This window comes from Streptomyces sp. NPDC032091, from assembly GCF_055580265.1.
Map to the genome: position 1 here is coordinate 194,939 of NZ_JBVILR010000001.1, position 25,963 is coordinate 220,901.

Here is a 25,963-nt window from a genome sequence, read left to right on the forward strand (position 1 = left end):
GGAGCTATCCGGCTGCGGGGAGCAGCCGTCCGGTGAGCAGACCGCGCAGGGTGTGCCCGGCGGCCAGCACCCAGGCGGTGACCAGACCCAGGAACAGGGCCGCGGCCAGCCAGGCGAAGGCGTCCAGCCCGGTGTGCCGGGCCAGCCCGGCGGCGCCGGTCACGCAGGTGCCGACGGGGAAGGTCAGCGCCCACCAGGTCATCGCGAAGCCCATGCCCTGCCGGGCGGCCCGGACCAGCATCGCGGCGGCGAGGGCCAGCCACAGCAGGGCGAAGCCCATGACGGGCACCCCGTAGACCACGGCGAAGGCGCCGAGCGCCCCGGCGTAGGGGGCGTCGACGGCCCCGGGCGCCACGTCGGCCAGCTGGTTGACGGCGGTGGTGGACTGGCCGAGGGGGCCGAGCACCAGGAACAGGGCGGGGGTCAGCGCCAGGGGCAGGGGCCCGTGGGTGATCAGCCGGCCGAAGACCAGGGGGAGCAGCAGCAGGGTGGCGAGCAGGCTGATGCCGAACATCGCGTAGCAGGCCAGCAGCAGGGCCTCACGGGGCTGCCCGGCGGGCAGGTGGGGGACGAGCAGGGGGCCCACGGCGGCGGACACCATGGGGGAGACCACGGGCAGCAGCCAGACGGGGCTGGCCTGGGAGGCCTCGACCTTGTGGCGGACCACCATCAGGTAGGGGACCACGACGGCCAGGACCAGCCCGACGGCGGTACCGGCGGTGAACAGCACGGTGTCGACGGCGATCGCGGCGCTCGGGCCGATGAGGTCCCCGCCGACGAGGAGGGTCCCGGCGCCGACGGCCAGCAGGGCCATCGACAGGCAGCCGTAGAAGGGGGCCACGGCGGGGTCGAGGAGGTGGGCGCGGGCCCGGTCGCGGTGGTGGCGCCAGTGCCCGGCGCGGGCGGCGAGCAGGACGGCGAGGGCCGCGGCGGACAGCGCCCAGAGGAGTTCGCAGACCGCGCGCTGGCCGGGGAGCTGGTACGGGAGGGTCGCGCCGGCGTTGGCGATGATCGCCGTACCCATGACGGAGGCGTACCAGTTGGGGCCGAGGTCCCTCAGCCGCGGGGCCTTGTGGGCCCGGGGAGCGGCGGGGGCGGTGGTTCGGAAGTGCACGGGGGCGGTGGTGGCCATGGGTCCAGCGTCCCGTCGTATACGGCCGGACGGCAGAGGCCGCACGTCTATCAGGCCATAAACTGATGTTATGGGTAACGAGGAGACGGTTCCGCTCGCACACCGCGTGCCGGACCTGGGCGCGCTGGAGCTGCTGCTCACGGTGGCGCGGGTCGGCAGCCTGAGCGGTGCCGCGCGCCGCATGGGCATCACGCAGCCGGCGGCGAGCAGCCGGATCCGGGCGATGGAGACCCGGCTGGGGGTCGCCCTGGTGGACCGCTCCCCGCGCGGCTCGACGCTGACGGCCGAGGGCGCGCTGGTCACGGACTGGGCCCGGCGGGTGGTGGAGGCGGCCGAGGCCTTCGACGCGGGCGCGCAGGCGCTGCGCGGGCGGCGGGACTCGCGGCTGCGGGTGGCGGCCAGTATGACCATCGCCGAGTACCTGCTGCCGGGGTGGCTGATCGCCCTGCGCGGGGAGCGGCCGGGCACGGCGGTGTCCCTGCACGCCGGGAACTCGGCGGACGTCGCCCAGCGGGTCCTCGCCCACGAGGCCGACCTGGGGTTCGTGGAGGGGCTGTCCGTCCCCGACGGACTGGACTCGGCCGTCATCGCGCAGGACCGCCTGGTGGTGGCCGTGGCCCCGACCCACCCCTGGGCACGCCGCTCGGGCGGGGTGGAGCCGGCGGAGCTGGCGGCAGCGCCGCTGATCCTGCGGGAGCGGGGGTCGGGGACGCGGCAGGTGCTGGACGCGGCGCTGGCTCCGTCCGGGGGTCTGGCGGTGCCGCTGCTGGAGCTGGCCTCCACCACCGCCGTCAAGGCGGCGGCCGTGAGCGGGGCGGGGCCCTGCGTCCTGTCGGAGCTGGCGCTGGTCGACGAGCTGGCGGCGCGCCGCCTGGTCGCCGTCCCCGTCGCGGGGGCCCCGCTGGCCCGCGCCCTGCGCGCCGTCTGGCCCACCGGAGCCCGGCCGGCGGGCCCGGCGCGCGACCTGCTGTCGCTGACCCGGCGCCGGTAGCCGTCCGGCGGTGCGGTGTGCCGCTGCGCGGAGCCTCTCCCCGCCCCGCCCTTTCTCCGTTTTCCCGGGGCGAGCCCCGGACCCCTTTGCGCTCAAACGCCGCGCGGGCTGGATTCGTCCAGCCCCGCCGGCGATTGAGGCGCGGGGTCTGGGGCGGAGCCCCAGGGGCCGTTCGGGTGGCGGGGAATCGATTCGGCGCGGGGCGTGGCGTGGCCGGGGGGCCGGCCGTCGGGAGGGTGGCTCCCGCAGATTCGTTACCTCCCGAGGAGATACCCCATGCGTCTTCGCCGTGCCTCCGTCGCCGCCCTCGGCGCCTTCGCCCTCCTGCTGGCCGTGCCGAACTCCGCCTCCGCCGCCGTCGGCGAGTTCGGGTACACCTATCTCGACGCGAACAACAACGCACACCGGGCGCGTCTGCTCGACCCGGTGAGCGGTGAGTGCCTCACCATCCCGCAGGTGGCCGACCCCGAGCACAGCCAGCCCGCGTACTCCCCGCTCAACCTGACCAACTCCACGGCGACGGTGTTCGTGACCGAGGACTGCTCCGGCGACACCTGGTACGTCCTGCGCCCGCTCGTCGGCCGCGGCAGCACGGCCATGAAGTTCCGGTCGGTCGTCTTCAGCTGACAGCCGTCCCCGGCACCGGCGGGCGGGCTCAGCTCCGGGCCCCCAGGGCCTTCGTGAGGAGCCCGCCCGCCACGATCAGGGCCACGCCCAGCCACCACACGTTCCCGTCGAACACCAGCACCGCGATCCCGACCGGCACCAGCAGCCCCGCCAGCGGCAGCAGCAGGGACGCCCGGCCCGGTCCGGGTTCGCCCCGCGCGCGGGCGCGGACGACCCCCGGGTACCAGGCGGTGAACCTCAGGGCGGCGACGATCGCCAGGATCTGGATGATCCACCCCGTCCAGATGTTGTCGGGGTTGTGCAGCACCAGGTCCCCGAAGCCGCCCGCCAGGGCCGCGACCAGGAAGGCCAGCCCCCACACCCCGGTGATCACGTAGTTGGTCCGGAGGAAGACGGGCGAGTGCCACAGCGCGGGGTCGGTCTGCTCGCGGGCGTACTGGAGGGTGAAGGGCGTCCGGACCGCCATCGAGCCGAAGGCGATCACCGTCAGCGCGAGGTTCGAGACCTCGCCCGCGTACGTCTCCAGCCAGCGCAGGGTCCCGGCGCCGGCCAGGGCGCCGATGACGGCCAGCGCCGCGAAGAACACCACGTCGGCCAGTTCCAGCAGCTTCCAGGAGCTGCCCCGGTGCACCACCCGGCCGGTGACGACCAGGGCGACGATGATCGCCAGGGCCACCCCGACCGCGATCTCGAACCGTCCCGGGCCGACGAGCAGCGAGAAGACGATCCACGGCGCCATCCCGACGACCGGGTTCTCCAGGAACCCGGAAATCCGGCTCGTGGCAGCTCCGCGGGTTTGCGTCCGCATCCCTCCAGCGTGCGCGCGGTCCGCCCGGAGGGCCATTCGTGTCCGCGGGCCACGCGCGGGGACGCCCCGCGTGGCCCGCGCCGCGTCAGGAGACCGGTACCGCCCGCAGGGCGGCGGCGGCCTCGACGAAGGAGGACATCACCCGGGTGTCCTTGTCCCGTTCGGGGTGCCACTGCACGCCCACGACCCACTTCGACCGGTCGGGGTCCTCGACGGCCTCGACGGTGCCGTCCTGCGCGTACGCCGAGACGACCAGCCCCCGGCCGACGCGGTCCACGGCCTGGTGGTGGTACGTCGGGACGTCCGCGACCTCCGGCACCAGCTCCGCGTACCGGGTGCCCGCGACGGGGGTGACGGGGTGCCAGGAGGTGATGCCGGGGGTGTGGACGTGGCCGTCGATGTGCTGGATGAGGGTGCCGCCCAGGGCCACGTTCAGCGCCTGCATGCCCCGGCAGATGCCGAGGAGGGGGAGGCCCCCCGTCAGGGCCGCCTGGATCAGCGCCAGTTCCCATTCGTCGCGCACCGTGGCGGGTGCACCCGTACGGGGGTCGCGCGGGGCCCCGTACCGGATCGGGTCCACGTCCGGGCCGCCGGAGACGATGAGCCCGTCCAGCCGCCCCAGCACCTCCGCCGCCCGGTCCGCGTCGTCCGGGGGCAGCAGGACGGCCGCGCCGCCCGCCGCCTGGACCAGCTCGTAGTAGCCGGTCGGGACCAGGGAGGTGGGAAGGTCCCAGGCCCCGTAACGGGTGGATTCCTCCACGTAGGTGGTGATGCCGATGAGCGGCCTGGGCACGGTGCTACCTCCAGGGTGGTGCCGGACAGCGGAGCTTGGTGCGGGATCAGGATTTCAGTCGCGGGTCAACTCCGCCTCGGCTTCCGCCAGCGCGGCGAACTCCTCCTCGGGTGCCGAGGCCACGAGCCGGTGGCGGCTGTAGAAGGCGAAGTAGGCGAGGGCGACGGCGTACACGGCGAGGGCGATGAGGGCCGCGTCGATGTCGACCAGGAAGGTGGCGACCAGCGCCGAGAGGGCGAGGACGAAGGCGACGGACGAGGTCAGGACCCCGCCGGGGGTGCGGTACGGCCGCTCCAGTCCGGGCTCGCGGCGGCGCAGCACGATGTGGGAGAGGGCCATCAGGGCGTAGGAGATGGTCGCCCCGAAGACGGCGATGTTCAGCATCCGGGCGCCGTTGCCGGTGGCCGCGGCGAGGGCGAAACCGATCGCGCCGGGGATCACCAGTCCGAGGTACGGGGCTTTGCGCTTCGAGGTGAGCGACAGGAAGCGCGGCAGGTATCCGGCGCGGGAGAGGGCGAACAGCTGGCGGGAGCCCGCGAAGATGAGGGAGAAGAAGGAGGCGACGAGCCCGGCGAGGCCCGCGTAGTTGACGAAGCGGCTGAGGGTGGTCGGGCCGCCGTCCCCCTCCAGGGCCACCACGAGGGGGTTTCCGGCGGACTTCACGGCGTCGGCGCCCTGGGCGCCGGTGGCGGCGAAGAAGGTGACCAGCGCCAGGAGGGCGAGGATGCCCATGGAGATGGCCAGGGCCTTCGGCATGGAGCGGACCGGGTCCTTGGCCTCCTCCGCCGCGAGCGGCACGCCCTCGACGCCGAGGAAGAACCACATGCCGAAGGGGAACGCGGCCCAGATGCCGAGGACGCCGAAGGGCAGCCAGGAGCCGGAGCCGAACGCTTCGGTGTCCACGGGGATGTCGTTGAGGGAGCTCGCGTCGAAGTCCGTGAGGGCTCCGACGGCGAAGACCAGCAGGGCGGCGACGGCGATGGCGGTGACGATCAGGCTGAAGCGCAGGGCCTCGCCCACGCCCCACAGGTGGACGCCGATGAAGATCACGAAGCAGCCGAGGTAGACCGGCCAGCCGGAGGTCAGGCCGAACAGGCCCAGGGATTGGACGTAGTCGCCGATGAAGATGACGATCGCCGCCGGGGCGAGGACGTACTCGATGAGGATGGCGGTGCCGGTGAGGAAGCCGCCCCAGGGGCCCAGCGCGCGGCGGGCGAAGCCGTAGCCGCCGCCCGCCGTGGGCAGGATGGTGGACAGTTCGGCGAGGGAGAAGACCAGGCAGGCGTACATGGCGCCCATGAGCACCGTGGCGACGGCCAGGCCGCCGAACCCGCCTTTGGACAGGCCCACGTTCCAGCCGGAGTAGTCCCCGGAGACGACGTAGGCGACGCCGAGGCCGGTCAGCAGCAGCCAGCCGGCGCTGCCGCGGCGCAGGGTCCGGCGCTGGAGGTACTCCGCGTCGGCGTCCCCGACGGCGGGTGTTGCGGGCGCGGTGGAAAGGTCTTCGGCCATGTGCGCTCCTGCCCAGGGGGAATGGTTTCGCTGCGTACCTTTGCGTCAAGGGCGGGGAGCGCGCAAGACCCCTGCGTAAAACGCGGGTAACGAGAACCTCACCCTTCTCAGGCCAGGAACCCGCGCAGCAGGGCCGCCGTGCCGCAGCAGTGCTCGCGCATCACCGCCCGCGCCGCCTCCGCGTCCCGCTCCAGGACCGCCTCCACCAGGGCGCTGTGCTGCTGCTGGGAGTGCTCCAGGTTGCGCACCAGCAGCGGGATGCAGTCCAGCAGGTCGTTGACCCGGGCCCGGACGGCCGCGTACTGGGCCGTCAGGCTGGCCGAGCCGGCCAGTTCGCACAGCGTCAGGTGGAACAGGGTGTCCTGGCGGCGGTACTCGGCGAGCGGGGCGTCGTGGGTGGCGGCGAGTGCGCCCAGCAGCCGCTCGGCGCCCTCCTCGGAGAGCCCCTGTGAGGCGCACAGCCCGGCCGCGCCCACCTCCAGCACCTCGCGGAAGCGCAGCACGTCCTCGATGTCGACCCCCGCCACCCGCCGCCGCAGCTCCTCCTCGGCGACGCCGGCCGGGGCGGCGGGGCGGGCCAGCACGAACGTGCCCCCGTACCGGCCGCGCCGGGCCTCCACCAGGCCCTGGTCCTGGAGGACCTTCAGCACCTCGCGCAGGGTGACCCGGCTGATCCCCATCCGCTCCGCCAACTCCCGCTCGGGCGGAAGCCGTTCCCCGCCCGGTACCAGGCCCAGCCGGACCACCTGGAGGATCTGTTCGAGCGCCTCCTCGAAACCGTTGCCCGCCCGCACCTGCCGCAGCACGGGATTCAGCCGCGCGATCGCGCCCCCGTCGCCCGCCGTGTCGGTCATCTTGGCTCCTCCCCTTCCCAAGCAATGGTTCTGTTCAATACCTTAGGCCTCCTCGGCTCACCGAAGGAGAGATCCCCGTGGTAGACCGCAAGCCGCCGCTCGCGCCCGAGGAGCTCCGCGCCCTCGTGTCCAGCGGTGAGATCGACACCGTCGTCCTGGCCTTCCCCGACATGCAGGGACGCCTCCAGGGCAAGCGGTTCGCCGCACAGTTCTTCCTCGACGAGGTCCTCGACCACGGCACCGAGGGCTGCAACTACCTGCTCGCCGTCGACACCGACATGAACACCGTCGACGGATACGAGATGTCCTCCTGGGACCGCGGCTACGGCGACTTCGCCATGCACCCCGACCTCGCCACCCTCCGTCGGATCCCCTGGAACCCCGGCAGCGCCTTCGTCCTCGCGGACCTCGCCTGGCACGACGGCACACCCGTCGTCGCCGCGCCCCGCCAGATCCTGCGCCGCCAGCTCGACCGCCTCGCCGAACAGGGCTACACCGCCATGGTCGGCACCGAGCTGGAGTTCATGGTCTTCCAGGACACCTACGAGAAGGCCTGGAACGCCGACTACCGCGGCCTGACCCCCGCCAACCAGTACAACATCGACTACTCCGTCCTCGGCACCGGCCGCATCGAACCCCTGCTGCGCCGGATCCGCAACGAGATGCAGACCGCCGGACTGGTCGTCGAATCCGCCAAGGGCGAGTGCAACCTCGGCCAGCACGAGATCGCCTTCCGCTACGACGAGGCGCTCACCACCTGCGACCAGCACTCCGTCTACAAGACCGGGGCCAAGGAGATCGCCTCCCAGGAAGGCGTCTCGCTCACCTTCATGGCCAAGTTCGACGAGCGCGAGGGCAACTCCTGTCACATCCACCTCTCGCTCACCGACACCGACGGACGCAACGCCATGGCCGGGGACGGACCGGGCGGCATGTCACCGCTGATGCGGCACTTCCTGGCCGGCCAGCTGGCGGCGCTGCGCGACTTCTCCCTTCTCTACGCCCCCAACATCAACTCGTACAAGCGTTTCCGCCCGGGTTCCTTCGCGCCCACCGCGGTCGCCTGGGGCGTCGACAACCGGACCTGCGCCCTGCGCGTCGTCGGCCACGGCCGCTCCATGCGCTTCGAGAACCGCCTCCCCGGCGGCGACGTCAACCCCTACCTCGCCGTCGCCGGCCTGGTCGCGGCCGGGCTCTACGGCGTCGAGAACCGCCTCGAACTCCCCGAGGCCTGCGCCGGCAACGCCTACACCGCCGACTTCGCCCACGTCCCCACCACCCTGCGCGAGGCCGCGGAACTCTGGGAGAACAGCGAGATCGCCAAGGCCGCCTTCGGCCCCGAGGTCGTCGCCCACTACCGCAACATGGCCCGCGTCGAACTCGACGCCTACGACTCCGCGGTCACGGACTGGGAGCGCCGCCGCTCCTTCGAACGCCTCTAGGCCGTCTCTTCCGGATCTCGCCTGACCCGCGCCGCCCGGCACCGCACCTCGCCGCGTTGGCGTAGCGCCCGAGTACGTCCAGTACAAGGGCGCCCCGCCAACGCGCCGATGCACGGCACCGGACGACGCGGGCTTGACCGGCAAGATCCGAAAGAGACGGCCCAGGCCCTGGTCCACCCCACCCACCCCAGAAAGGCACCACGTGTCCGAAGCGCTGGACCCCTCCCACCTGAGGGTGCTCAACCCGGCCACCGAGGAACTCGTCGCCACCGTCCCGGCCGCCACACGGGACGACGTCGACGCCGCCGTCGCCCGCGCCACGGCCGCCCAGCGCGGCTGGGCCGCCGCCGCCCCCGCCGACCGGGCCCGGATCCTGCGCCGCTTCGCCGCGGTCGTCGACGGACACATCGAGGAACTGGCCCGCCTGGAGGTCCGCGAAGCCGGCCACACCCTCGGCAACGCCCGCTGGGAGGCCGGCAACGTCCGCGACCTGCTGGACTTCGCCGCCGGGGGAGTCGAACGCCTCTCCGGACGCCAGATCCCCGTCGCCGGGGGCATCGACGTCACCTTCCTCGAACCCCTCGGCGTCATCGGTGTGATCGCCCCCTGGAACTTCCCGATGCCGATCGCCGCCTGGGGCCTGGCCCCCGCCCTCGCCGCCGGCAACGCCGTCCTCCTCAAGCCCGCCGAGACCACCCCCCTCACCGCCCTGCGGCTCGCCGAACTCGCCCTCGAAGCCGGGATCCCCGAACACCTCTTCCAGGTGCTCCCCGGCCACGGAGCGGTCACCGGCGACGCCCTCGTCGAACACCCCGGCATCGCGAAGATCGTCTTCACCGGCTCCACGCGGGTCGGCAAGCAGATCATGTCCAAGTGCGCCGACCGGGTGAAGCGGGTCACCCTCGAACTCGGCGGCAAGAGCCCCAACATCGTCTTCGCCGACGCCGACCTCGAAGCGGCGGCGGCCGCCGCCCCCATGGCCTTCCTCGACAACACCGGCCAGGACTGCTGCGCCCGCACCCGCATCCTCGTCCAGCGCTCCGTCCACGACCGCTTCCTCGACCTGCTCACCCCCGCCCTCACCTCGGTCGTCGTCGGGGACCCGCTCGACGAGAAGACCCAGATGGGCCCGCTCATCTCCGCCGCCCAGCGGGAGCGCGTCCGCGCGTACGTCACCGACGACCTCGAGGCCGTCCGCGGCACCGCCCCCGAAGGCCCCGGCTTCTGGTACCCGCCGACCCTGGTCACGGACGTCGACCCCGGCGCGCCCGTGGCCGTCGAGGAGGTCTTCGGACCGGTCGCCGTCCTCCTCCCCTTCGAGGACGAGGAGGACGCCGTACGCCTCGCCAACGCCACCGACTACGGCCTCTCCGGCTCCCTGTGGACCCGCGACGTCGGCCGCGCCCTGCGCGTCTCCCGCGCCGTCCGGGCCGGCAACCTCTCCGTCAACTCCCACAGCAGCGTCCGCTACTGCACCCCCTTCGGCGGATACAAGCAGTCCGGACTCGGCCGCGAGCTCGGGCCCGACGCCCTCACCGCCTTCACCGAAACCAAGAACGTCTTCATCAGCACGGAGGCCTGAACCCCATGACCGACCGCACCGAAGAGATCGTCTGCCGCCGCCTGGTCGGCCGCACCGCCGTCATCACCGGAGCCGGCAGCGGCATCGGCCTCGCCACCGCCCGCCGCCTGGCCTCCGAGGGCGCCAACGTCGTCTGCGCCGACATCGACCCCCTCGCCGGCAAGGCCGCCGCCGAGGAGGTCGGCGGCACCTTCGTCCAGGTCGACGTCACCGACAAGGAACAGGTCGACGCCCTGTTCAAGACGGCCTTCGACACCTACGGCTCCGTCGACATCGCCTTCAACAACGCGGGCATCTCGCCCCCGGACGACGACTCCATCCTCACCACCGAGCTCGACGCCTGGCGCCGGGTCCAGGACGTCAACCTCACCTCCGTCTACCTCTGCTGCAAGGCCGCCCTGCCCTACATGCAGCGCCAGGGCCGCGGCTCCATCATCAACACCGCCTCCTTCGTGGCCATCATGGGCGCCGCCACCTCCCAGATCTCCTACACCGCCTCCAAGGGCGGCGTGCTCGCCATGTCCCGCGAACTCGGCGTCCAGTTCGCCCGCGAGGGCATCCGCGTCAACGCCCTGTGCCCGGGACCCGTCAACACCCCGCTGCTCCAGGAGCTCTTCGCCAAGGACCCCGAGCGGGCCGCCCGCCGCCTGGTGCACATCCCGCTCGGCCGCTTCGCCGAACCGACCGAGATCGCCGCCGCCGTCGCCTTCCTCGCCAGCGACGACTCCTCCTTCATCAACGCCACCGACTTCCTGGTCGACGGCGGCATCTCCGGCGCGTACGTCACCCCGCTGTAAACACCCGACGTTCACCTGGGCACGACCCCACGACAGCCGGGCGTCGCACGACGCCCGGCTGTCGTGCTCCCCCGTCACCGACGATCTCGTACGAGAACCAGGAGCGAACACCCCCGTGACCCGACCCAGCACCCGCCGCCGGCTCCAGGCGGCCGGCGCCGCCCTCGCGCTGGCCGCCGGCACCCTCACCGCCGCCGCCCCCGCCCAGGCCGCACCCGCCTGCACCACCCCGAAGCTCGCGGCAGGCTGGTACGGCGACAACCAGGCACGGCTCCAGCAGCTCATCGACCGGTACGGCAGCTGCAACCCCCACCGCCCCGGCCGCACCAAGCCCGTCGCCGTCTTCGACTGGGACAACACCGTCGTCAAGAACGACGTCGGCGACGCCACCATGTTCTGGCTCCTGCGCAACGGCAAGATCCGCCGGCCCGCCGACTGGAAGGAAACCAGCCGCTACCTCACCCCCGCCGCCGCCCGGGCCCTCACCACCGCCTGCGACCCCCTCGCCCGCCCCGGCCTCCCCCTGCCCACCGGCACCCCCGAGGGCGCGGCCTGCGCCGACGAGCTCAACTCCGTCTACGGGACCTCCGCCACCCGCACCGGCGCCCCCGCCTTCGCCGGCTGGGACCGCCGCACCACTGAACCCGCCTACGCCTGGCTGGCCCAGCTCCTCCAGGGCTGGACCCCCGGCCAGGTCCGCGGCTTCGCCGCCGCCGCCCGCACCGAGAACCTCGCCGCGCCCATCGGCGCCAAGCAGCAGGTCGGCACCACCACCGCCACCGGCTGGGTCCGCTCCTACGACCAGCAGCGCGACCTCATCAGGAATCTCCAGCGGGCCGGCTTCGACGTCTGGATCAGCTCCGCCTCCCCCCAGCCCGTCGTCGAGGTCTGGGCCCGGGGCGTCGGCGTCGCCGCCGACCACGTCATCGGCATCCGCGGCACCACCCGCGACGGGAAGCTGACCACCCACCTCCAGGGCTGCGGGTCCGTGCCCGACGGCGCCGACACGATGATCACCTACGTGGACGGCAAGCGCTGCTGGATCAACAAGGAGGTCTTCGGGGTCCGCGGTCCGGCCGCCGAGAGGGTCCTGCCCGCCGCCCGCCGCCAGGTCTTCGCCGCAGGCGACTCCGACACCGACGTCACCTTCCTGCGCGACGCCACCGCCCTGCGGCTGGTCCTCAACCGCAACAAGAACGAACTCATGTGCCGCGCCTACGACAACAGCGATGGCAAATGGATCGTGAACCCCATGTTCATCGAGCCGAAGAAGCAGAAGACCGGCCCCTACCCCTGCTCCACCACCGGCTACACCGACCACGACGGCACCCCGGCCCCCGTCCGCCGCGCCGACACCAGCGTCATACCGGACCAGGCGGACAGGGTCTTCTAAAGGAAGGTCAGCCCCTCGCCCCGGTACGTCGGGACGGACGCCGTGACCCGGTCGCCCTCCACCAGGTGCAGGGTGTCGAACCGCTCGCACAGCTCCCCGGCCTTCGCGTGCCGGAACCAGACCCGGTCGCCGATCAGCAGGTCGTCGGCCGGGCTCCCCAGCAGCGGGGTCTGCACCTCACCCGCCCCCTCCTGCGGGTCGTAGCGCAGCCCCGCGGGCAGGTACGGCACCGGCAGCCGGTCGGCCCCCGCCGCACCCGACGCCGGATAGCCCCCGCCCAGCACGGTCACCACCCCCACCCCCGGCCGGCGCACCACGGGCTGCGCGAACAGCGCCGCCGGACGCCCCCGGAACGAGGTGTAGTTGTCGAACAGCCGCGGCACGTACAGCCCCGAACCGGCCGCGATCTCCGTCACCGCCTCCTCGGCGGCCGTCTCCGCCACGCTCCCCGTACCACCGCCGTTGACGAACTCCAGCCCCGGCACCACCGCCCGCACGGCCCGCACCACCTCCGCCCGCCGCGCCGCCAGCTCCCGGCGCGCCGCGCCCTGCATCAGCCGGATCATCCGCGACCGCACCGGCCGCCCGGCCACCGCGTCCCCAACCCCGGCCACGTGCCCCTCGTACGCCATCAGCCCCACCACCCGGAACCCCGGCCGGGCGGCCACCGCACGCGCCAGCTCCGCCAGCTGCCCCGGCTCGCGCAGCGGCGAGCGCCGCGCCCCGACCCGTACCCGGCCGCCCAACAGCCGCAGCGAGGTGTCCAGTTCCAGGCAGACACGGATCTCCTCGGCCCCGCCGGCCCGCGACCGCTCGATCAGGTCCAGCTGCGCGGGATCGTCGACCATCACGGTGACGGCGGCGGCGAGCTTCGGATCCCCGGCCAGCTCCCCGAACGCGGCCCGGTCCGCGGACGGATAGGCGAGCAGCACGTCCTCGAACCCCGACCGCGCCAGCCACAGCGACTCGGCCAGCGTGTACGACATGATCCCCGCGAACCCCGGCCGGGCCAGCACCCGTTCGAGCAGCGCCCGGCACCGCACGGACTTGCTGGCCACCCGGACCGGCTTCCCGCCCGCCCTGCGCACCAGATCGTCGGCGTTCGCGTCGAAGGCGTCCAGGTCCACGATGGCCAGGGGCGCGTCGAGACGCGCGGTCGCCCGGTCGTACCGGGCCCGGTCCGAAGTCATGGGCGGCAGCTTGCCAGACCGCCGTACCGACGGGTAGGGGTAACGCCGCCCCGGCCCCGGCACGGCCGGGGCGGCGGCCCCGTAGAGTACGGGCAGGCAGCCGTACGGAACGGGGGGCGGAGCCGCCGCATGACCACGACGACACCGCGGACCGAGGTCCTGGAGGACCCCTGGCAGCCGCCACCGCCGGACCCCCTGCCCCGCCGCCACCCGGCCCGCACCACCGCCGCCGTCCTCTGCGCCCTGCTCGGCTCCGCCCTGCTCGCCGGAGGCGCCGCGACGACCTGGAGCCAGTACCGCGCCGACCACCGCCCGCTGCCCCCCGACGCCGCCTACCACCGGGCCGCGTCCCTCTGGCACACGGCCCCCGCCGACGCCCTCCTGCCCCCCGTACTGGAGGACCGCGAGGCCGGCCCCGGCGGCGCGAGCCGCACCTGGACCCGGCTGGCCCTCGCCCCCGACGCCGACTGCGCCGCGGCCCTGCCCGCCGACTGGCGCGCCGCGCTGACCGCCACCGGCTGCACCCGCGTGCTCCGCGCCACCTACACGGACTCCACCCGCAGCACCCTGATCACCGTCGGCCTGGTCTTCACCCCCGCCGACGCCCGCACCATGGACGGCCTGCGCGGCCGCCTCCCCGCCCCGCCCGCCTACGAGTACGCCGACTCCCGCCGGGCCGCCTGGACGGCCGGCGTCGTCGCCGAGGCACCCGCCGTCGTCTACGCCGTCTCCGCCTTCGCCGACGGCCGCACCATGGACGCCCCGGTCCCGGCCGAGGAGGGCGCCCGCCAGGGCGCCACCGGCACCGTCGCCGAAGCGGGCCTGGGCCACGAGGCCAAGGCCCTCGCGGTCCGCGTCGAACGCACCCTCGGCGCCCTCGCCGCCCCCCGCCCGACCGAGCCCCCCGCACAGGCCGCCGCCGCAGCGCGGCCGGGCCAGGAGCCCCTCCGATGAACCCCACCGAGGAACCGGCCCCCGCGCCGGCCCCCGACGCCGCCCGCACCCCCCGCAGGGCCGGGCTCCGGGCGGCCGGGGCCGCCTCGGCGCTGGCCGCGCTGCTCGTCGCCGTCGCCATGCCGCCCGCCGCCGCCGACACCATCCGCGACCGGCAGTGGGGCCTGCTCGCCCTGCGCGCCGAGGAGGCCTGGGGCATCACCCAGGGCGACGGGATCACCGTCGCCGTCCTCGACACCGGTGTCGACTCCACCCACCCCGACCTCGACGGCCAGGTCCTCGACGGGACCGACCTCGTCGGCATGGGCGCCGGCCGCGGCGACCGCGCCTGGGCCCGCCACGGCACGGCGATGGCCGGCATCATCGCGGGCCACGGCCACGGTCCCGACCGCGCGCAGGGGGTCCTCGGGATGGCGCCCCACGCGAAGATCCTCCCGGTCCGGGTGATCCTGGAAGAGGGCGACCCGGGCCGCGCCAAGGCCCGCGACAGCAAGTCCGGCGCCCTCGCCGAAGGCATCCGCTGGGCCGCCGACCACGGCGCCGACGTGATCAACATGTCCCTCGGCGACGACAGCGACTCCGCCCACCACGAGCCCGCCGAGGACGAGGCCGTCCAGTACGCCCTCGGCAAGGGCGTGGTCGTCGTCGCCTCCGCCGGCAACGGCGGCGAGCGCGGCGACCACACCTCGTACCCCGCCGCCTACCCCGGCGTCATCGCGGTCGCCGCCGTCGACCGCCAGGGCCGCAAGGCGCCCTTCTCCACCCGCCACTGGTACGCCACCGTCAGCGCACCCGGCGTCGACGTGGTCATCGCCGACCCGGACCGGGCCTACTACGAGGGCTGGGGCACCAGCGCCGCCGCCGCCTTCGTCTCCGGCGCCGTGGCCCTCGTCAAGGCCGCCCACCCGGGCCTCTCCCCGGCGCAGGTCAAGAAGCTGCTGGAGGACACCGCCGCCGGCCGCCCGCCCGGCGGCCGCGACGACGCCCGCGGCCACGGCACGGTGGACCCCGTCGCCGCCCTCCAGGCCGCCGGGACGCTGCGCCCCGAGTCCCCGCTCCCCGTGGCCGTCCCGGCCGGGCGGCGCTTCTTCGGCCCCGGGCCCGACCCCGTCCGCGCGGCCGACCGGGGCTCCCGCCGGACCGCCCCGGCGGCCGCCGCCGGGGGAGCGGCGCTGCTGGTGCTGGCCGCCGTACTGGCCCGGCGGCCGCGCGCCGGACGGCGGGACGCGGGGGACGGGTCCCCGCCCCCGGCGGGATAGGGTCGGGTCATTGTGGCGACCAAGAACATTCCAGACCCCGGTTTCTCCGACGACGACGGCACGGCCGATCCCCGGCTGAGCGCGGCCCTGGCCGCCTGGGCCGAGGACCGCTCGCGGGAGCCGGAGCTGCTGGCGGCCCTGAAGGACGCCCGGCTGCTGGTGCCGGTCGTGGCGGTGCTCGGCGAGGTCGAGACCGACCCGGAGACCGGCCTGAAGCGCGAGAAGACCAGCGACATGGCCGTCCCCACCCTGACGGCCGGGAACCGGCGGGCGCTGCCCGCCTTCACCTCCATCGCCTCCCTGGCCCTGTGGGACCCGGCGGCCCGCCCGGTGGCGGTCCCGCTGCACCAGGCCCTGGCCGCCGCCGCGCACGAGAAGGCGGACACGGTCGTCCTCGACCTGGCCGGACCCGTCCCGTACCAGCTGACCGGGTCCGCCCTGCTCGCGCTGGCCGAGGGCCGCACCGACGCCGGCCCGCTGGCCGACCCCGCCGTGCGCGAGGCGGTACGGGCCGCGGTCGCCGCCGAGCCGGCCGTGCTCCGCGCCCACCTGGGCCCCGGCGGGACCACCGCCGACGGCACCCTCGCCATCGTGCTGTCCGCAGGGGCGCCGGTGGCCCCCGCCGCCCGCCGGGTGGCCGAGGCCCTGGCGGCGGACGAGACCCTGCGCGGCCGCCTCGTGCGCGGCCTGGACCTGGCCCTGCTCCCGGCCGACGCCCCGGTCCCGCCGGGCGAGCCGCTGTTCACGCGCTGAGGAGCCGACGTACGCCGAAGGGCCGTCCGCGCGATCGCGGACGGCCCTTCGGCGAGTGGAAACGGAACGGGGAACGGCGGGCTCAGGCGTAGACGGGGCCCGTGAACTTCTCGCCCGGGCCCTGGCCCGGCTCGTCCGGGATGAGCGAGGCCTCGCGGAAGGCCAGCTGGAGGGACTTCAGGCCGTCGCGCAGCGGGGCCGCGTGGAAGGAGCTGATCTCGGTGGCGCTGGCCGAGACCAGGCCGGCCAGGGCGGTGATCAGCTTGCGGGCCTCGTCGAGGTCCTTGTGCTCGGAGTCGGGCTTGTCCAGACCCAGGTTGACCGCCGCGGCGCTCAGCAGGTGGACGGCCACCGTGGTGATCACCTCGACGGCCGGGACGTCCGCGATGTCGCGGGTCATCTCGTCGTAGTCGGGAGGGGTGGAATCGGAGGGCGTCGCGTCAGTCATGCGCTCCACGATAGGTCGTGCGGCGGCCTTGCCACGCGTGGGGTAGTATGTACATCGACCGGTCGGACACCTATGTGCCCGACCCACAAGTGGAGGCTCCGATCTCCCACCCGACCACCCTCCGGGGAGGCGGGTCATCCGGTCAGGCGGTATCCATCGTTCCGTACGGACGATGGAAAGCCGCCGACTTGCGCCCCGCGGTTTGCACGCGGCGGTGCTCCGGTTGTTTTGGAGCCCCTGCCTGTGCCCGGCGGGGCATTTTTGTTTCCCCGCCGCGGTTGAGGTCTGACGACAGAAGACGTCAGCGGTTGTCTGCCAGACAACCGTGTGGTGCTACCGAGGAGGATCCATCAGCACCGAGCCCCGCATCAACGATCGGATTCGCGTCCCTGAGGTGCGACTCGTCGGTCCCAGCGGCGAACAGGTGGGCATTGTTCCGCTTGCGAAGGCGCTTGAGCTCGCGCAGGAGTACGACCTGGACCTGGTCGAGGTCGCGGCCTCCGCTCGCCCGCCGGTCTGCAAGCTCATGGACTACGGCAAGTTCAAGTACGAGTCGGCCATGAAGGCCCGTGAGGCGCGCAAGAACCAGGCGCACACGGTCATCAAGGAGATGAAGCTCCGGCCGAAGATCGACCCGCACGACTATGACACCAAGAAGGGTCACGTCGTTCGGTTCCTCAAGCAGGGCGACAAGGTCAAGATCACGATCATGTTCCGTGGTCGCGAGCAGTCCCGGCCGGAGCTCGGCTACCGACTGCTGCAGCGTCTCGCGGAGGACGTCCAGGACCTCGGCTTCATCGAGTCGAACCCGAAGCAGGACGGCCGGAACATGATCATGGTTCTCGGTCCGCACAAGAAGAAGACCGAGGCGATGGCCGAAGCCCGCGAGGCGCAGGCCGCCCGCAAGGCCGAGCGCCAGGGTGGTGCCGCCGCCGAGGCCGCTCCCGCCGACGTGGAGGCCGCTGAGGCGGAGTCCGCCGAGGTGGAGCCCACCGAGGTCGACGCCGACGGCTCCGCCGAGGCGAACACCGAGGCCTGATTCGAGGCGAGCCCGTCTCGGATCACCCACACAACATGACGCTCCCGCCAGCCGGTCCGCGAGGACCGGTGGGAGCGCCACCGACGAGGAGATAACGGCGCTATGCCGAAGAACAAGACGCACAGCGGTTCCAAGAAGCGCTTCAAGATCACCGGCTCCGGCAAGGTGCTCCGTGAGCGCGCCGGCAAGCGCCACCTGCTTGAGCACAAGTCGTCCCGTGTCACCCGCCGCCTGACCGGCACCGCGGAGATGGCCCCCGGCGACGCCGCGAAGATCAAGAAGCTTCTCGGCAAGTGACGTCCCTCCGCCCCCCTGCGGGGGCGGGACGTCGAGACCGGGACCCCATCGAATTCGGGCCGTGTGAAGACAACCACGGCCCCGCTACAAGGAGTTAAAAAGTGGCACGCGTCAAGCGGGCAGTAAACGCCCACAAGAAGCGCCGGGCGATCCTCGAAGCGGCCTCCGGCTACCGCGGTCAGCGTTCGCGCCTGTACCGCAAGGCCAAGGAGCAGGTCACCCACTCGCTGGTCTACAACTTCAACGACCGCAAGAAGCGCAAGGGCGACTTCCGTCAGCTGTGGATCCAGCGCATCAACGCCGCTGCCCGCCAGAACGGCATGACGTACAACCGCCTCATCCAGGGTCTGAAGGCCGCCAACATCGAGGTGGACCGCAAGATCCTGGCCGAGCTGGCCGTCAACGACGCCAACGCGTTCGCCGCGCTCGTCGAGGTCGCGCAGAAGGCCCTCCCGGCCGACGTGAACGCGCCCAAGGCCGCCGCGTAAGGCATTCGCCGGCCCGATGGACTGGGGCCGGCACCCACGGACCCGCAGGCGCTCGCCTGCGGGTCCGTGTGCGTTCGCCCCGCCCCGCACGGCCCCGGCCGCGCACCGGACCACCCGAGAGAGAACCCTGAGAGCATGCCCACCCCCGCCGAGCTGATCTCCCCCCGATCCCCGCGGGTGGCCGCCGCACGGCGGCTGGCGCGGCGCAACTTCCGCACCAAGGAGCGCCGGTTCCTCGCCGAGGGCCCGCAGGCCGTCCGCGAGGCGGTCGCGCACCGCGGCCCCCAGGGCGCGACCCTGATCGAGCTGTTCGCCACCGTCGAGGCCGCCGAGCGCTACGCCGACATCGTCGAGGCCGCCCTGCTGGGCGGGGCGCGCGTGCACCACGCCTCCGACGAGGTGCTCGCCGAGGTCTCCCAGACCGTCACCCCCCAGGGGCTCGTCGGCGTCTGCCACTTCCTCGACTCCCCCTTCGAGGAGATCCTCCGGTCCGGCCCGAAGCTCGTCGCCGTCCTCGCCCACGTCCGCGACCCCGGGAACGCCGGCACCGTCCTGCGCTGCGCGGACGCCGCCGGCGCCGACGCGGTGGTGCTGACCGACGCCTCCGTCGACCTCTACAACCCCAAGTCCGTCCGCGCCTCCGTGGGCTCCCTCTTCCACCTCCCGGTGGCCGTCGGCGTCCCCGTCGAGCAGGCCGTGGCGGGGCTGCGGGCCGCCGGCGTACGGATCCTCGCGGCCGACGGGGCCGGCCTGGACGACCTCGACGCCGAGCTGGACGCCGGCACCATGGGCGGTCCCTCGGCCTGGGTCTTCGGGAACGAGGCCTGGGGCCTGCCCGAGGAGACCCGGGCCCTCGCCGACGCCGTCGTACGGGTCCCGATCCACGGCAAGGCCGAGAGCCTGAACCTCGCGACCGCCGCCGCCGTGTGCCTCTACGCGTCCGCGCGTGCACAGCGGGCGTCCGGAGGGTGCCGTTCCGTGACCCCCAGCTAGTAATGTGGCCGTCCGGGGGCCCACTGAGCTACCCGGAGATGTGGGGTACGGGGACATGACCGTCGGCACGAACAGCTCGCCGGTGACCGCGGAAGCCGCGGAGCCGGCCACAGGGCGCCTCCGGGACCCCCTCGGGGACTTCGCCGTCGACCCCGACGAGCTGCCGGACGGGCTCGTCGTCGCCGACCACGCCGGCCGGGTCGTCTGCTTCAACCGGGCCGCCTCCCGGATCACCGCCATCGAGGCCCGCCGGGTCCTCGGCGCCCGCATCGAGAGCGCCCTGCCGCTGGAGGACCTCGAAGGCCGCCGCTGGTGGGCGCTGACCGACCCGTACGGGGGCCTCGCCACCCGGCGCGGCCAGCCTGAGCGGAACCTGCTGCTCCCCGGCGGCCGCGAGGTGCTGGTCTGCGCCCGGTACGTGCGCACCCACCCCACCGGCCCGCTGAGCCGCCTGGTGGTCACCCTGCGCGGCACCGAGGCCCGCCGGCGCACCGAGCGCAGCCACGCCGAGCTGATCGCCACCGTCGCGCACGAGCTGCGCTCCCCGCTGACCTCCGTCAAGGGCTTCACGGCGACCCTGCTCGCCAAGTGGGAGCGGTTCACCGACGACCAGAAGCGGCTGATGCTGGAGACCGTCGACGCCGACGCCAACCGCGTCACCCGGCTGATCGCCGAGCTCCTCGACATCTCCCGCATCGACTCCGGCCGGCTGGAGGTCCGCCGCCAGCCGGTCGACCTCGCCGCCGCCGTCGGACGCCACGTCCAGGCGCTCACCGCGAACGGCCAGGCGCCCGAGCGGTTCCTCGTACGGGTCAGCAGCCCGCTGCCCGACTGCTGGGCCGACCCGGACAAGATCGACCAGATCCTCGGCAACCTCCTCGAAAATGCGGTGCGGCACGGCGACGGAACGGTCACCATCGACGTAGCGCCGCACGAGAAGGGAACAGCCGTCACCGTGACCGATGAAGGCCCCGGGATCCCCGAGGAGTCGATGGGCCGCGTCTTCACCCGTTTCTGGCGGGGGAGCAAGCGCGGCGGCACCGGCCTGGGCCTGTACATCGTCAAGGGCATCGTCGAGGCCCACGGCGGCAGCATCACCGTCGGGCGCGGACCCGGCGGCGGCGCGGAGTTCCGATTTATGCTGCCCGTGAGCGCGCCGGCCTACCTCACCCAGTAACCCTGCGGAGAGTCTCGCCAGGCGGCCCACGGGCTTCCCCACCCCCGGCGGCCCTTAGACTCGTCCTTTGGCACCTTGTGTCCTTGTGCCGATCACACCGATCAGCCGATCGAGTCGTACGTGTCGTGCGGGGACCCACCAGCCAGCCATCGGAAGTACGGGAAGAGATGTCGGCACCGAACAAGTCGTACGACCCTGTCGAGGTCGAGGCACTGAAACCGGAAGAGATCGAGCGCATGCGGGACGAGGCGCTCGCCGCCTTCGCGTCCGCCGGCGACCTCGACGAGCTCCGCGAGGCGAAGACCGCGCACATGGGCGACCGCTCGCCCCTCGCGCTCGCCAACCGCGAGATCGGCGCCCTGCCGCCCCAGGCCAAGGCCGAGGCGGGCAAGCGCGTCGGCCAGGCCCGCGGCGCCGTGAACAAGGCCTTCGGGGCCCGCACGGTCGCCCTGGAGGCCGAGCGCGACGAGCGGGTGCTGGTCGAGGAGGCGGTGGACGTCACGCTGCCCTACGACCGCGTGCCCGCCGGCGCCCGCCACCCGCTGACCACGCTGATGGACCGCATCGCGGACATCTTCGTCGGCATGGGCTACGAGGTCGCGGAAGGCCCCGAGGTCGAGGCGGAGTGGTTCAACTTCGACGCCCTCAACTTCACGCCCGACCACCCGGCCCGCCAGATGCAGGACACCTTCTTCGTCCAGGGCCCCGAGGGCACCACGGGCGACGAGTCCGGCGTCGTGCTGCGCACCCACACCTCCCCGGTGCAGGCGCGCTCGCTGCTGGAGCGCAAGCCCCCCGTCTACATCGTCTGCCCGGGCCGCGTGTACCGCACCGACGAGCTCGACGCGACGCACACCCCGGTCTTCCACCAGGTCGAGCTCCTCGCCGTCGACGAGGGCCTGACCATGGCCGACCTCAAGGGCACCATCGACCACATGGTCAAGGAGCTCTTCGGGGAGCAGACCACCACGCGCCTGCGCCCGCACTTCTTCCCCTTCACCGAGCCGTCCGCCGAGATGGACATGCAGTGCTACGTCTGCCGCGGCGCCTCGGTGGGCAACCCCGACCGCCCCTGCCGTACCTGCTCCAGCGAGGGCTGGATCGAGCTCGGCGGCTGCGGCATGGTCAACCCCAAGGTGCTCGTCGCCTGCGGTGTGGACCCCGAGAAGTACAGCGGATTCGCCTTCGGGTTCGGCATCGAACGGATGCTGATGTTCCGCCACAACGTCGAAGACATGCGAGACATGGTCGAGGGTGACGTGCGCTTCACCCGGCCGTTCGGGAGTGAGATCTGATGCGCGTCCCGCTTTCCTGGCTGCGGGAGTACGTCGACCTCCCCGCGGGCGAGACCGGCCGCGACGTGGCCGCCAAGCTGGTCGACGCCGGCCTCGAGGTCGAGACCGTCGAGCAGCTCGGCGCCGGCCTCAAGGGCCCCCTCGTCGTCGGCCAGGTGCTGACCATCGAGGAGCTGGAGGGCTTCCGCAAGCCCATCCGCTTCTGCACGGTCGACGTCGGCCGGGCCAACGGCACCGGCGAACCGCAGGAGATCGTCTGCGGCGCCCGGAACTTCGCCGTCGGCGACAAGGTCGTCGTGGTCCTGCCCGGCGCCGTCCTGCCCGGCGACTTCGCGATCGCCTCGCGCAAGACCTACGGCAAGACCTCGCACGGCATGATCTGCTCCGGCGAGGAGCTCGGCATGGGCGACGACGGCACGCACGGCATCATCGTGCTGCCGCCGGAGTACGAGCCGGGCACCGACGCGATCGAGCTGCTCCAGCTCGTCGACGAGGTCCTCGACATCGACATCACCCCGGACCGCGGCTACTGCATGTCGATGCGCGGTGTGGCCCGCGAGGCCGCCACCGCCTACGGCCTGCCGCTGCGCGACCCGGCGCTGCTCGACGTGCCCGCGCCGAACTCGTACGGCTACGCGGTGAAGATCTCCGACCCGCAGGGCTGCGACCGCTTCACCGCCCGCACGGTGACCGGCCTCGACCCCGAGGCGCGCTCCCCGATCTGGCTCACCCGCCGCCTCCAGAAGGCCGGCATGCGCCCGATCTCGCTCGCCGTCGACATCACCAACTACGTGATGCTCGAACTGGGCCAGCCGCTGCACGCCTACGACCGCTCCCGCCTCGACGGCGAGATCGGTGTCCGCCGGGCCGAGCAGGGCGAGAAGTTCACCACCCTCGACGGGGTCAAGCGGACCCTCGACGCCGAGGACCTGGTGATCACCGACAACAGCGGCCCGATCGGGCTCGCCGGTGTCATGGGCGGCGCCAACACCGAGATCGCCGACTCCGTCACCGACCCGGAGACCGGCGTCGTCACGGGCACCACCGACGTGGTCATCGAGGCCGCGCACTTCGACTCCGTGTCGATCTCGCGCACCGCCCGCCGCCTGAAGCTGTCCTCCGAGGCGTCCAAGCGCTTCGAGCGCGGTGTCGACCCGCTGGCCGCCGCCGCGGCGGCCCAGCGGACCGTCGACCTCCTGGTGCTGCTCGCCGGCGGCACCGCCGAGGCCGGGGTCACCGAGCTCATCGCCCCGGGCGCCCCGCGCACCATCGCGATGCGCGCCGACCACCCGGACCGGGTCGCGGGCATGGAGTACGGCCGCGAGACCGTCGTGCGCCGCCTCCAGGAGATCGGCTGCGACGTCTACGGCCAGGACGAGCTCGTCGTCACCGTCCCGTCGTGGCGGCCCGACCTCGCCGCGCCGAACGACCTCGCCGAGGAGGTCATCCGCCTGGAGGGCTACGGGAACCTCCCGTCCACCCTCCCGCAGGTGCCCTCCGGCCGCGGCCTCACCCCGCGCCAGCAGCTGCACCGCCGCGTCGGCCGCGCCCTGGCCGGCGCCGGCTACGTCGAGGCGCTGAGCTACCCGTTCATCGGCGAGGGCGTCTTCGACCAGCTCCAGCTGCCCGCGGACGACGCGAGCCGCCGGGTCGTCAAGCTGGTCAACCCGCTCTCCGACGAGGAGCCGGCGCTGCGCACCACGCTGCTGCCGGGCCTGCTCGGCGCGCTGCGCCGCAACGACAGCCGCGGCAGCCACGACCTGGCACTGTTCGAGACCGGCTCGGTCTTCCGCGCCGGCGAGCAGCCGGGTGCGGCCGTACGCCTGCCGGTCGACCGCCGTCCCACGGACGAGGAGATCGCCACCCTGGACGCGGCCCTGCCCGCGCAGCCGCGGTACGCCGCGGTCGTGCTGGCCGGTGCCCGCGAGCAGGCCGGCTGGTGGGGCAAGGGCCGTCCGGCCGACTGGGCCGACGCGGTCCAGGCCGCCCGCGCGCTGGCCGTCGAGGCCGGTGCCGAGCTGGTCGTCCGCCAGGGCCAGTACGGTCCGTGGCACCCCGGCCGCTGCGCCGAGCTGGTCGTCACCCTCGACGCCGCCGAGACGGTCATCGGCCACGCCGGTGAGCTGCACCCGCGCGTGGTCAAGGCCCTCGGCCTGCCGGCGCGCACCAGCGCCATGGAGCTCGACCTCGACCTCCTCGCGGCGGCCGGCGGCGAGGCCCTCCAGGCGCCCCGGATCTCCACCTTCCCGGTGGCGACCCAGGACGTCGCGCTGATCGTCGACGCGTCCGTCCCGGCCGCGTCCGTCGAGGCCGCGCTGCGCGAGGGCGCCGGCGAACTGCTCGAATCGCTGCGGCTGTTCGACGTGTTCACCGGTGAGCAGGTCGGCGAGGGCAAGAAGTCCCTCGCCTACGCCCTGCGCTTCCGCGCGCCCGACCGCACCCTGACCGCCGAGGAGTCCACGGCCGCCCGCGACGCGGCGGTGGCCCTCGCCGGCGAGCGAACCGGGGCGGTGCTGCGCGGCGCCTGACCCGCCGTGAGCAGGACCCGCTGAGGGGCCCGTCCGGACCACCGGACGGGCCCCTCAGGCATATCGGGACAAGGCTCACTCCTTCGGGTGAGAACGGCTCCCGGCCGTGTCCGGTACGTCAGGAGGTCGACACAATCGTTCCGGCCGACGAGTCGGAGGGGAGCGTCCTTGAGGATGATGACGCGCCGGGATACGCACCGGGCGCGCCTGGCGTGCGTGCTCGCCTGGGGCGCCGCCGCGGTGTCCTGGGAGCTGTCCACCCCGGGGCCGCTGGGGCCCGGCCTGACGTCCTGCGCGGCCTTCCTGCTCCTCGCGATGGGCTGCGCCCTGCACGTCCGGCGGGGCCTCGTCGCCGAGCTGCGGCGCTCGCGGGAGATCGCCGGGGCCACGCAGCGGGTGCTGCTGCGGCCGCTGCCGGGGCGGATCGGGGGCCTGGCGCTGTGCGCGGCCCAGCTGTCCGCGAGCCGGGGCGCGGCGGTGGGCGGGGACCTGTACGAGGCGGTGCCGACGGCGCACGGGGTGCGGGTGGTGATCGGGGACGTACGGGGCCACGGGCTCCCCGCGCTGGGCGGGGCCGCGGCGGTCCTGGGCTCGTTCCGCGAGGCGGCGTACGACGAGGCCTCGCTGGGCGGGGTCCTGCTCCGCATGGAGCGCTCCCTGCAGCGGTACCTGCGCGAGCGGGCGCGGGCGGAGCACCCCTCGGCCGGGCCGGCCGGACCGGAGTCCCCGGTGGCGGAGGACTTCGTCACGGTGCTGCTGCTCCAGATCGCCCCGGACGGCACCCTCCTGGCCCTCAACTGCGGCCATCCGTGGCCGTACCTCCTGCGCCGGGCCGCCGTCCCGCAACCCTGCGGGAGCCTCGCCCCGCCCCGCCCTTGCACCGTCCCCCGGGGCGGAGCCCCCGGCGCCGACCGGGCGGCACCTGAACGGAGTCCGGGGCGGAGCTCCGGGGAACGGGGGAGGGGCGGGGCGGGAAGGGGCTCCGCGCAGCGGTACACCGACGTGCGGGTGCTGGACGGGGGCGAGACCTGGCCGCCGCTCGGGGTGGCACCCGTACCCGAGGCGGTACGACCGCAGGACCTCGGCCGACTCCGCCCCGGAGAGGCACTCTTACTCCACACCGACGGCGCCGAGGACGCCCGCGACCGGCACGGGCGGTTCTTCCCGCTGGCAGCCTTCCTCGCCGCGCAGCGGACGCTCACGCCCGCGCGGCTGGTCGCGGGCGTGCACGCCGCCCTGCTGCGCCACACCGGCGGGCGCCTGGCCGACGACGTCGCCCTGCTGGCGCTGCGCAACGACCGGCCCTGACCGGTACGGCGGCCGCGACGGGCGCGACCGGTACGGCCGGACCACCCGGGCCGGGGGGAGTGGAACGACCCGGGCCGGTCCGGCTCGACCGGCGGTGCCGCTCCGCACCGGGCCGGTGGACGGACCCGGTGCGGAACCGGCCGGCTCGGGCGGGGGGCCCGGCGACCAACCGGGCGGCCCCCGCGGAGCCGTGGTGCGCCGCCCGCCTGCCATGGAGTGTCGGGCAGACGGCAAGGCGGGCGGCGCGGTGCCGGGTCGTCGCACTGTACGAGGGGGAGCCGACGACCGGGCGGCCTCCTTGGC

Annotated in this window: 24 protein-coding genes; 17 read left to right on the plus strand and 7 right to left on the minus strand. The window is 73.8% G+C overall.

Annotation, left to right across the window (positions count from 1 at the left end; translation table 11 throughout):
* Positions 1 to 4: 4 nt before the first annotated feature.
* Entirely contained in the window at positions 5 to 1,132 is a 1,128-nt protein-coding gene (locus ACZ5NJ_RS00860; protein WP_468761251.1) for a TDT family transporter, read from the minus strand.
* 70 nt (positions 1,133 to 1,202) lie between these two features.
* On the opposite strand from ACZ5NJ_RS00860, the gene ACZ5NJ_RS00865 reads away from it, so the two are divergent.
* A complete protein-coding gene (locus ACZ5NJ_RS00865) occupies positions 1,203 to 2,123 on the plus strand; it encodes a LysR family transcriptional regulator (RefSeq protein WP_468761253.1) in 921 nt (306 codons plus the stop codon).
* Positions 2,124 to 2,399: 276 nt separating this feature from the next.
* Positions 2,400 to 2,750, plus strand: coding sequence for a hypothetical protein (locus ACZ5NJ_RS00870; RefSeq protein WP_468761255.1), 351 nt, complete (start codon positions 2,400 to 2,402; stop codon positions 2,748 to 2,750).
* Between the two features lie 28 nt (positions 2,751 to 2,778).
* Here ACZ5NJ_RS00870 and ACZ5NJ_RS00875 read toward each other — a convergent pair whose 3' ends face one another.
* The 4 genes from ACZ5NJ_RS00875 to ACZ5NJ_RS00890 form a co-directional block, all read right to left on the minus strand.
* Positions 2,779 to 3,558, minus strand: coding sequence for a hypothetical protein (locus ACZ5NJ_RS00875; RefSeq protein ID WP_468761257.1), 780 nt, complete (start codon positions 3,556 to 3,558; stop codon positions 2,779 to 2,781).
* 85 nt (positions 3,559 to 3,643) lie between these two features.
* On the minus strand, positions 3,644 to 4,351 hold the full coding sequence (locus ACZ5NJ_RS00880) for a gamma-glutamyl-gamma-aminobutyrate hydrolase family protein (protein WP_468761259.1): 708 nt from the start codon (positions 4,349 to 4,351) through the stop codon (positions 3,644 to 3,646).
* 54 nt (positions 4,352 to 4,405) lie between these two features.
* Entirely contained in the window at positions 4,406 to 5,863 is a 1,458-nt protein-coding gene (gene eat, locus ACZ5NJ_RS00885) for an ethanolamine permease (RefSeq protein ID WP_468761261.1), read from the minus strand.
* A gap of 107 nt (positions 5,864 to 5,970) precedes the next feature.
* Positions 5,971 to 6,717 carry a FadR/GntR family transcriptional regulator gene (locus ACZ5NJ_RS00890; RefSeq protein WP_468761263.1) on the minus strand — a complete coding sequence of 249 codons (747 nt, stop codon included), beginning with the start codon at positions 6,715 to 6,717 and terminating at the stop codon, positions 5,971 to 5,973.
* A gap of 77 nt (positions 6,718 to 6,794) precedes the next feature.
* Between ACZ5NJ_RS00890 and ACZ5NJ_RS00895 the strand changes: the two genes are divergently transcribed.
* From ACZ5NJ_RS00895 to ACZ5NJ_RS00910, 4 genes are all read left to right on the plus strand, one after another.
* Positions 6,795 to 8,159 (plus strand): glutamine synthetase family protein, encoded by a 1,365-nt coding sequence (locus ACZ5NJ_RS00895; protein ID WP_468761265.1) that lies wholly within the window; start codon positions 6,795 to 6,797, stop codon positions 8,157 to 8,159.
* A 202-nt stretch (positions 8,160 to 8,361) separates the two neighbouring features.
* Positions 8,362 to 9,741: an aldehyde dehydrogenase family protein gene (locus ACZ5NJ_RS00900; RefSeq protein ID WP_468761267.1), complete on the plus strand. Its 1,380-nt coding sequence runs from the start codon at positions 8,362 to 8,364 to the stop codon at positions 9,739 to 9,741.
* 5 nt (positions 9,742 to 9,746) lie between these two features.
* Positions 9,747 to 10,538, plus strand: coding sequence for a 3-oxoacyl-ACP reductase (locus ACZ5NJ_RS00905; protein ID WP_045948825.1), 792 nt, complete (start codon positions 9,747 to 9,749; stop codon positions 10,536 to 10,538).
* Between the two features lie 115 nt (positions 10,539 to 10,653).
* Positions 10,654 to 11,931 (plus strand): HAD family hydrolase, encoded by a 1,278-nt coding sequence (locus tag ACZ5NJ_RS00910; protein WP_468761269.1) that lies wholly within the window; start codon positions 10,654 to 10,656, stop codon positions 11,929 to 11,931.
* Here ACZ5NJ_RS00910 and ACZ5NJ_RS00915 read toward each other — a convergent pair.
* Positions 11,928 to 13,121 (minus strand): amino acid deaminase/aldolase, encoded by a 1,194-nt coding sequence (locus ACZ5NJ_RS00915; RefSeq protein ID WP_468761271.1) that lies wholly within the window; start codon positions 13,119 to 13,121, stop codon positions 11,928 to 11,930. The two genes, ACZ5NJ_RS00910 and ACZ5NJ_RS00915, sit on opposite strands and share 4 nt — an antisense overlap.
* Positions 13,122 to 13,250: 129 nt before the next feature.
* On the opposite strand from ACZ5NJ_RS00915, the gene ACZ5NJ_RS00920 reads away from it, so the two are divergent.
* From ACZ5NJ_RS00920 to ACZ5NJ_RS00930, 3 genes are read left to right on the plus strand one after another with little or no spacing between them, the layout of a single operon-like run.
* Positions 13,251 to 14,075, plus strand: a complete 825-nt coding sequence (locus ACZ5NJ_RS00920) for a hypothetical protein (RefSeq protein WP_468761273.1) — start codon at positions 13,251 to 13,253, stop codon at positions 14,073 to 14,075.
* The gene (gene mycP, locus ACZ5NJ_RS00925; protein ID WP_468761275.1) at positions 14,072 to 15,334 is read left to right on the plus strand and encodes a type VII secretion-associated serine protease mycosin; all 1,263 of its coding nucleotides are present in this window, start codon (positions 14,072 to 14,074) and stop codon (positions 15,332 to 15,334) included. The genes ACZ5NJ_RS00920 and mycP overlap by 4 nt, the downstream gene beginning before the upstream one ends.
* A gap of 12 nt (positions 15,335 to 15,346) precedes the next feature.
* The gene (locus ACZ5NJ_RS00930) at positions 15,347 to 16,087 is read left to right on the plus strand and encodes an SseB family protein (RefSeq protein ID WP_468761277.1); all 741 of its coding nucleotides are present in this window, start codon (positions 15,347 to 15,349) and stop codon (positions 16,085 to 16,087) included.
* 82 nt (positions 16,088 to 16,169) lie between these two features.
* Here ACZ5NJ_RS00930 and ACZ5NJ_RS00935 read toward each other — a convergent pair whose 3' ends face one another.
* Complete coding sequence (locus tag ACZ5NJ_RS00935) at positions 16,170 to 16,535, minus strand: DUF1844 domain-containing protein (protein WP_468761279.1); 366 nt, start codon at positions 16,533 to 16,535, stop codon at positions 16,170 to 16,172.
* Between the two features lie 325 nt (positions 16,536 to 16,860).
* On the opposite strand from ACZ5NJ_RS00935, the gene infC reads away from it, so the two are divergent.
* The 8 genes from infC (at position 16,861) to ACZ5NJ_RS00975 (ending at position 25,660) form a co-directional block, all read left to right on the plus strand.
* Positions 16,861 to 17,574 (plus strand): translation initiation factor IF-3, encoded by a 714-nt coding sequence (gene infC / locus ACZ5NJ_RS00940; protein ID WP_468761281.1) that lies wholly within the window; start codon positions 16,861 to 16,863, stop codon positions 17,572 to 17,574.
* Positions 17,575 to 17,676: 102 nt separating this feature from the next.
* Positions 17,677 to 17,871: a 50S ribosomal protein L35 gene (gene rpmI, locus ACZ5NJ_RS00945; protein ID WP_030387121.1), complete on the plus strand. Its 195-nt coding sequence runs from the start codon at positions 17,677 to 17,679 to the stop codon at positions 17,869 to 17,871.
* Between the two features lie 101 nt (positions 17,872 to 17,972).
* On the plus strand, positions 17,973 to 18,359 hold the full coding sequence (rplT, locus tag ACZ5NJ_RS00950) for a 50S ribosomal protein L20 (protein ID WP_007263143.1): 387 nt from the start codon (positions 17,973 to 17,975) through the stop codon (positions 18,357 to 18,359).
* A gap of 135 nt (positions 18,360 to 18,494) precedes the next feature.
* A complete protein-coding gene (locus tag ACZ5NJ_RS00955) occupies positions 18,495 to 19,352 on the plus strand; it encodes a TrmH family RNA methyltransferase (protein WP_468761283.1) in 858 nt (285 codons plus the stop codon).
* Positions 19,353 to 19,407: 55 nt separating this feature from the next.
* Positions 19,408 to 20,529, plus strand: coding sequence for a sensor histidine kinase (locus tag ACZ5NJ_RS00960; RefSeq protein WP_468761285.1), 1,122 nt, complete (start codon positions 19,408 to 19,410; stop codon positions 20,527 to 20,529).
* Positions 20,530 to 20,696: 167 nt separating this feature from the next.
* The gene (gene pheS / locus ACZ5NJ_RS00965) at positions 20,697 to 21,824 is read left to right on the plus strand and encodes a phenylalanine--tRNA ligase subunit alpha (RefSeq protein ID WP_468761287.1); all 1,128 of its coding nucleotides are present in this window, start codon (positions 20,697 to 20,699) and stop codon (positions 21,822 to 21,824) included.
* Positions 21,824 to 24,352 (plus strand): phenylalanine--tRNA ligase subunit beta, encoded by a 2,529-nt coding sequence (gene pheT, locus ACZ5NJ_RS00970; protein ID WP_468761289.1) that lies wholly within the window; start codon positions 21,824 to 21,826, stop codon positions 24,350 to 24,352. Before pheS ends, pheT begins: the two co-directional genes overlap by 1 nt.
* A gap of 174 nt (positions 24,353 to 24,526) precedes the next feature.
* Complete coding sequence (locus ACZ5NJ_RS00975; RefSeq protein WP_468761991.1) at positions 24,527 to 25,660, plus strand: PP2C family protein-serine/threonine phosphatase; 1,134 nt, start codon at positions 24,527 to 24,529, stop codon at positions 25,658 to 25,660.
* Positions 25,661 to 25,963: the final 303 nt, after the last annotated feature.